The sequence below is a fragment of the Microcystis sp. LSC13-02 genome (assembly GCA_002282935.1).
Taxonomy (GTDB): Bacteria; Cyanobacteriota; Cyanobacteriia; order Cyanobacteriales; family Microcystaceae; genus Microcystis.
Genome location: MTBT01000332.1, coordinates 1 through 6,259, shown reverse-complemented (window position 1 = coordinate 6,259; position 6,259 = coordinate 1). Strand labels below are relative to the sequence as shown.

At 46.2% G+C, this 6,259-nt stretch carries 6 protein-coding genes; all 6 read left to right on the top strand.

Translation table 11 applies throughout. From position 1 onward, the window contains the following. The first annotated feature begins 147 nt into the window (after positions 1–147). The gene (locus BGL89_RS20695) at positions 148–804 is read left to right on the top strand and encodes a PspA/IM30 family protein (RefSeq protein WP_286827412.1); all 657 of its coding nucleotides are present in this window, start codon (positions 148–150) and stop codon (positions 802–804) included. A gap of 543 nt (positions 805–1,347) precedes the next feature. Then, positions 1,348–2,121 carry a PspA/IM30 family protein gene (locus BGL89_RS20690; protein WP_286827411.1) on the top strand — a complete coding sequence of 258 codons (774 nt, stop codon included), beginning with the start codon at positions 1,348–1,350 and terminating at the stop codon, positions 2,119–2,121. A 106-nt stretch (positions 2,122–2,227) separates the two neighbouring features. Beyond that, positions 2,228–2,794, top strand: a complete 567-nt coding sequence (locus BGL89_RS20685) for a PspA/IM30 family protein (RefSeq protein WP_286827410.1) — start codon at positions 2,228–2,230, stop codon at positions 2,792–2,794. Positions 2,795–3,150: 356 nt separating this feature from the next. Next, a complete protein-coding gene (locus BGL89_RS20680) occupies positions 3,151–4,299 on the top strand; it encodes a Re/Si-specific NAD(P)(+) transhydrogenase subunit alpha (RefSeq protein WP_286827409.1) in 1,149 nt (382 codons plus the stop codon). A gap of 81 nt (positions 4,300–4,380) precedes the next feature. Next, a complete protein-coding gene (locus tag BGL89_RS20675; protein WP_002733247.1) occupies positions 4,381–4,677 on the top strand; it encodes an NAD(P) transhydrogenase subunit alpha part 2 in 297 nt (98 codons plus the stop codon). Beyond that, entirely contained in the window at positions 4,674–6,083 is a 1,410-nt protein-coding gene (locus tag BGL89_RS20670; protein ID WP_286827408.1) for an NAD(P)(+) transhydrogenase (Re/Si-specific) subunit beta, read from the top strand. Before BGL89_RS20675 ends, BGL89_RS20670 begins: the two co-directional genes overlap by 4 nt. Positions 6,084–6,259: the final 176 nt, after the last annotated feature.

Genomic DNA, 6,259 nt, shown 5'->3' with positions numbered 1-6,259 from the left:
GGCAGGTGCGGAACCCCGCAAGGGAAAGAAGCAGAAACCCAAATCGTGAGGTTTGGGAATCACCGTCCGTTTACGGCGGTGAGGATGTCAATATTGATAGGAGCGGCACTTCGGTAAACTATTAGGGTTCCTATCGGGAGGACGGCAATGGGTTTGTTAGATCGCATGGGCCAAGCAATTCGCGCCCAAGTCAATAGTCTGATTCAGGAAAATCAAGATCCAGAAAAACTACTGGAAAAGGCGATCTTGGAGATGGAAGGGGAATTGATGCAAATGCGACAAGCCCTGGCGGCAGCCGTCGCTACCCAGAAACGCACCGAGCGCCAACGACAACAACAGGAAAAAGCAGCCCAAACTTGGCACGAACGCGCCCAATTAGCCCTAAATCACGGTAACGAGGAACTCGCCCGCCAAGCTCTCAGCCAATGGCAAACCCATCAAAGTCAGATCGCCCCCCTACAAACCTCCCTGCAACAACAAACGGCTATTATACAAAAGTTAAAGAAAGAACTCTTGACAATTGAACGCAAATATGCTGAGATGAAAGCACAGAAAAGCCTTTATGTGGCCAGATTGCGATCGGCGAGTGCCAGTCAAAAAGCCCAAGAAATTATGGGCAGTTTGAACAGCAGTCAGATGGGGACTATTTTCGAGAAATTAGAAGCAAAAGTCTTAGAAGCCGAATCCCAAGCCGATTTAATCCAGTATAAAGACCCCTTAGAGCGACAATTCCAAGATTTGGAGGGACAAAAACAAATTGAAGCCGAATTACTCAAGTTAAAACAAGAAAACTTGGATGGGTAATGTGGGAAGTGGGAAGTATTTTCAGTGAACAGTGAACAGTAAACAGTAATCAGTGAACTGAAAACTCACATCTGACTCATGAATACTGACTGCTGATTGCTTCTATAGTTGATCAGAAATTTGGGTTGAAAACCCCGTCCTTTTAGGATGGCCTTGTGCTAAAATACCCACAGGTGGTTCCGACCGTGAGAACGTGAGGAAACAGGTTAAACCTCCTACTCCGTGATCTAAAAATTTCTAACAGTCAATGGTGTTTAATTAAGTCCAAACTGTCAGAACGCAAAACAATTAAATACTGTGGGACACACAGAAATTTACGCTTGGGGAGTAGTCTTTAAGAGTGCTTGCCTTATAGGTGTAGTCGGACTAGATATGAAACTGTAAGTCCAAAGCTAACATAGTTAGTAGAGGCTGGATTCAGCCCAAGAATCTCCGCACTTTTAGGGCGGAGAGTGTCAAATTGGAAAATAAGCCGTTAGGCAACATGGGAAATTTTAAGAACAGTTAACCGATTTAGTACACACCGAGAGGAACAAGAGCGTCATGGGTTTATTCGATCGCCTTAGCCGAGTTGTCCGAGCTAACCTCAATGATATGGTGAGCAAGGCTGAAGATCCAGAAAAAATGCTGGAGCAAGCTGTCAGTGATATGCAAGAGGATCTAGTACAGGTACGTCAAGCGGTCGCTAGAGCGATCGCCGAACAACGACAAACAGAACAAAAATACATCAAAGACCAGTCAGAAGCGGTTAAATGGGAACAAAGAGCCAAATTAGCCCTTTCTAAAGGGGATGAAACTCTCGCCCGGGAAGCTCTTAAACGCAAGAAAGATTTCACGGAAACCGCCGCCATTCTCAAAAATCAACTGGATCAGCAAACGGTACAGGTAGAAAGTCTGAGAAAAAACTTGATTGCGCTCGAAAGTAAGATTTCTGAGGCAAAAACCAAGAAAAATATGTTAGTAGCTCGCTCCAGAGCCGCAAAAGCTAACGAAGAACTCCAAAAAACCCTCGGCAGTATCGATACCAGTAGTTCCATGTCCGCTTTTGAGCGCATGGAAGAAAAAGTTGTGCAGATAGAGGCCCGTAGTCAAGCTTACGGTGAATTGGGTGGCATCGGCATCGAAAATCAATTCGCTGCACTAGAATCGGGTAGCGATGTGGAGGATGAATTGGCACTGCTAAAAGCAGGAATGTCCGGGGGAGCATTACCCGGTACAGCTTCTAGTCAACCCACTTTACCCCAAGCAACCACCGTCAGGGATTCGGCAGTGGATGCGGAATTAGAGGAATTGCGATCGAAGTTAAAAGAACTGTAAAACTTTGAGCGCATCGAGACGTACTATCTATGGTACGTCTCTATTTATTAATTTTGTTGTTGAGATAGGGAATATTAATTGCTAGTCATAATTAACCATCACTATTATGCGGGATGATTTATCTAATTTACGTTCCTCAATTATCGAAGTAATTGCCTTACAAAAAAGAGCCGAACAACAGTACAACCAGGCACAAGCTGAGGTTTTAAAATGGCAAGAAATAGTTAAACTCGCTCTAGATAAAGGTGATAAGTCTCTGGCACAAGAAGCTAATATAAAGAAAAAACATCACATTAATACCGCAAATATTATTAAAAATCAACTGGAAAAACTGAATATCCAAGTTGATAAACTGAAAGAAAAATTGCCAATTTTAGAAAGAAAGATTAACGAAAAAAGTATCGGCAGTATAGATACTATTTACCCTTCAGCTTTTGAGCGCATGGAAGCAAAATTTATCCAGTTAGAATCCAGTAGTCAAGCTGACGGTGAATTGGTTGACATCGGCATCGAACATCAATTCACGCTAGAAGCGAGTAGCGATGTGGATGATGAATTAGCACTGCTAAAAGCACAAATGTTACTGGGTAAAACTGCCTATCCACCTACCGTCAGGGATTCAGCAGTAGATGCAGAATTAGCGGAATTGCGATCGAAGTTAAAAGAACTGTAAAACTTTGAGATTGTCGAGACGTATTACAGCCCTTCTCATCAAGATGAAGTATAACTTAATCTGGTATCTAAGACCGAAGACTGTCTAATGTTAACCGTTTCGGGGTTCCCCAGAACGAAAACTTCGTACCTCATCATTGTAAAAAAAATTCCCAAACAATGCCACTCAAAACCCTTTAATTCTGAAGATAATCCTAAGATTCAGCCCGAAAAAGAGCCAGAAAGGTGAGGATAGCTAGGATGGAAGTGAAAAGCAATTTTGACTCGAAATTATCCCAAGGGATCGATCGCATTTAACGAAACCCTTACCCTAACAGCATAGGACAAGAGAAGGACTTATTAAGGAGAAACCCAGCCATGAAAATCGGCATAATCAAAGAAAGTGACCAAGGCGAGGCGCGGGTGGCGCTAGTGCCGGATACCGTCGCCCGTTTAGTCAAGGCGGGATTTGAGGTAATTGTCCAAAATGGGGCAGGAATTAGCGCTAACTTTGCCGATAGTGCCTATAGTGCCGTGGGAGCCGCCCTGAGCGAAAACAGCGAATATATCTATGAAACTGCCGATATTATTCTCAAAGTCGTCCCTCCTAGCGATAGCGAGATCGATCGCCTGAAAAATGGTGGTATCCTCATCGGCTTTCTCGATCCCCTGCGTCAGCCCCGGCGCATTGCCAAATTAGCCGAGCGCGGGATTACAGCTTTGAGCATGGAATTAATTCCCCGCAGTAGTCGCGCCCAGAGCATGGATGCCCTCTCCTCTCAGGCTAACCTCGCCGGTTACAAAGCGGTACTCCTCGCCGCCGTGCAGCTGCCGAAAATGTTCCCGATGATGACTACCGCCGCCGGTACGATCGCCCCGGCCAAAGTGCTGGTATTGGGGGCAGGAGTTGCTGGATTGCAAGCTTGCGCTACCGCCCGCCGTTTGGGGGCAGTGGTGGAGGCTTTTGATATTCGTCCCCAAGTCAAAGAAGAAGTGCAGAGTGTCGGGGCGAAATTTATTGAAATGCCCCTAGAAGAAGATACCGTCGCCGATAACGGTTACGCCAAAGAGGTTTCTCTTAGCACACAGGAGCGCATTTGTCAAGCCCTAACGGAACCAATTAAGCGAGCCGATGTGGTGATTACCACCGCCCAAGTACCGGGGAAACAGGCCCCGCTGCTAGTCACCAAAGAAATGATCGCCACCATGAAACCGGGGTCGGTAATCGTTGATTTAGCGGCGGAACAGGGCGGAAATTGCGCCTACACCCAACCGGGACGAGAAATCATCGTTAATGGGGTCAAAATCGTCGGAGCCGTTAATCTTCCTGCCACAGTGGCCACCAATGCCAGCCAGATGTACGCCAAAAACCTGCAAATGCTGCTACAACTTCTAGTCAGCAAAGACGGCAGTTTAAACCTCGATTTTGCCGATGACATCATTGATAGCGCCTGTGTCACCCACGCCGGCGAAATCCGCAACCAACGCATTAAATCCGCCCTCAGTGAACAGTTATCGGCTTTTTAGCTATCAGCTTTTTCTCCCTATCCCCTATCCCCCATCCCCCATCCCCTATCCCCTATCCCCCATCCCCTTTTTACTTAACCAATGACTGCCCAACTTTTAACCGCTTTAGTGGTATTTGTCCTCGCTTCCTTTGTCGGTTTCGAGGTGATCAATAAAGTTCCTCCCACTCTCCATACACCCCTGATGTCGGGAGCGAATGCAATTTCCGGTATCGCCGTTGTCGGTGCGCTCCTCATCGCCGGAGGCACGGATTGGCACGAATTAACCGTAATTTTAGGGCTAATTGCCGTTATTTTGGCGATGGTTAACGTGGTCGGTGGTTTTGTCGTTACCGATCGAATGCTGCAAATGTTCAAGAAAAAAGAGGCTAAATCATGAATAATGCCCTTACCACAGGGATCGAGTTATCCTATCTACTCGCCGCCATCTTATTTATCATCGGTCTTAAACAATTATCTTCCCCCGCTACCGCCCGTCAAGGCAATTTTCTGGCCGCAATCGGGATGCTAATCGCCATTATTGCCACCTTAATCAATCAAGAAATCCTCAGCTATGGTTTAATCGCCGTGGCGCTGGTGATTGGCTCGATTATCGGCTTAGTTTCGGCGCAAAAAGTCCCGATGACAGCTATGCCCCAAATGGTGGGGATTTTTAACGGTTTAGGCGGCGCGGCTAGTGCTTTAATTGCCATTGGCGAATACTGGCGTTTACTGCAAAGTGGTGAAAATATTGCCTTTGACTCGATACTGATCGCTATTTTGGGTGTATTGATCGGTGGTGTCACTTTTACCGGTAGTGTCCTCGCTTTTGCCAAATTACAGGAATTAATCACTGGTGCGCCCGTAACTTTTCCTTTCCAACAACCCTTTAACATTCTCTTGCTACTCACCTTTTTAGGGGGTAGTGTCTATCTCTTTTTTGATCCCACCTCGATCGATGTTTTCCTGACCTTGGTGGTACTTTCCCTAATTTTTGGGGCTTTATTCGTGCTTCCCATCGGCGGCGGCGATATGCCCGTGGTTATCTCCCTCTTAAACTCTTTTTCGGGGATTGCCGCTAGTGTAGTCGGTTTTATCCTGATGAATAGTATGCTGATCATCGCCGGTGCTTTGGTGGGTGCGTCGGGGATTATCCTGACTCAGATCATGTGTAAAGCCATGAATCGATCGCTGGCTAGTGTACTATTTGGGGCATTTGGTACAGGTGCTAGTGCCGGGGGCAAAGCGAGCGCCACTTCTAGCCTTGATAAATCGGTTCATGCCATCGATTCAGAAGAAGGGGCAATGATGCTCGGTTATGCGCGTTCTGTGGTGATTGTACCCGGTTACGGCATGGCAGTGGCCCAAGCACAACACGCGGTGCGAGAATTGGCTGAACAGTTGGAAAAAAATGGCGTTGAGGTTAAATATGCTATTCACCCCGTGGCGGGAAGAATGCCCGGTCACATGAATGTATTACTGGCCGAAGCTAATGTTCCCTATCCCCAACTCTACGATATGGATGATATTAATCCTGAGTTTGAGCGCGTCGATGTGGCGTTAATTATTGGGGCGAATGATGTGGTTAATCCCGCTGCCCGTCACGATAAGGCTAGTCCGATTTATGGAATGCCGATTCTCGACGTGGATAAGGCACAGCACACGATCGTGATTAAGCGGAGTATGCGATCGGGTTTTGCCGGGGTAGAAAACGAATTATTCTACAATCCCAAAACTTTTATGCTCTTTGGTAGCGCTCAAGATGTGGTAGCACAATTAGTATCACAAGTCAAGGATTTGTCATAATTCTTAGCAAATAGGACGGGGTGAAAACCCCGTCTTTTTTTTATCGAAAATTTGGGTTAAAACCCCGTCGTTTTACGACGGCTTGAAGCTAAAATGGAAAAAGCGATAACCAAGCTAAAAACTGAACCTTGACAACAGATAGTAGGGGGTTTCGTTCAGAAAAGACTTCAAATTCG